Origin of the sequence: Olivibacter ginsenosidimutans, from assembly GCF_039542865.1 — a bacterium.
In the GTDB taxonomy this organism is placed as follows: Bacteria; Bacteroidota; Bacteroidia; order Sphingobacteriales; family Sphingobacteriaceae; genus Olivibacter; species Olivibacter ginsenosidimutans.
The window spans coordinates 1-1,087 of record NZ_BAABIQ010000012.1 but is presented as its reverse complement, the minus strand read 5'-3'; the positions used below and the strand labels follow the sequence as shown (position 1 = coordinate 1,087).

General features: G+C 48.8%; 1 protein-coding gene. It reads left to right on the top strand.

The window, feature by feature from the left end:
* Positions 1-1,087 (top strand): IS66 family transposase (tnpC, locus tag ABD930_RS08685; protein ID WP_345231332.1); only part of this gene is annotated, 1,087 nt, incomplete at both ends.

Here is a 1,087-nt window from a genome sequence, read left to right as displayed (position 1 = left end):
CGTGAACAAAAGATAGAAGAGCTTTCCCGTGAGCGCGATTATCTGCAATCTCAGCTTGCCATGTACAAACGCATGCAGTTCGGACAGAAACGAGAGCGCTTCGAAGGTGACCCTAACCAGACCGCACTCCCGTTTGAGGCTGAGCCTGAAGAAATAGAACAGCAACAGGAAGAAATCAGGGAAAAGATCGAATATGTACGCAGGCGGCCCAACCACCACGGCCGCGCCAAATTACCTGAACATCTACCTGTAGAAGAGATAGAGATCCATCCCGAAGGGGACCTAACGGATATGGTTTGCATCGGAAAGGAAATTACCGAAGAACTCGAGTGCGAGCCTGCAAAGTTCTATATCAAACGCTATATCCGCTATAAATATGCAGCCAAGAACGGTGAAGGGGTCAGAATCGGAGAACTTCCCGAGCGTGTCATCGACAAAGGTATCCCCGGAGCAGGTCTGCTGGCGATGATACTGACCGCTAAATACCAGGATCACCTCCCGTTATACCGCCAGAAACAGATCTTCGCCAGGGAAAACATACAGATCGCCTCCTCGACTATCGAAGGCTGGACAAAAGAGGCGCTGATCAAACTTGAACCGCTTTATGAGCAGCTGGTCTTTGACACTAAGACAAAAGGCTATTTACAGGTAGATGAGACCACCATAAAAGTACTGGACAGCGATAAAAAAGGCGCTGCCCATACCGGTTGGTATTGGGTATACCATGCTCCTTTGGATGGAACTGTACTGTTTGACTATAGTCCTACCCGCGGCAGTAGTGCGCCAATGCCTATGTTAGGGAACTTCAAAGGGTATCTGCAGAGTGATGGGTATCACGTCTACGAAAAGTATGGCAAGAAGAAAGAGATAACCCATTTGGCCTGCTGGGCACACGCGCGTCGCGAATTTGAAAAAGCACTGGATAATGACCGCCCAAGGGCAGAAAAAGCACTTCTGATGATACAGAAGCTCTATAAGATTGAACGCAGGGCCAAAGAAGGACAACTTGCTACCGATCAGGTCAAGGAGCTGCGTCTGAAAGAGTCGTTACCGCTCATCAACGAAATGGGTAAATGGATCTTTGAAG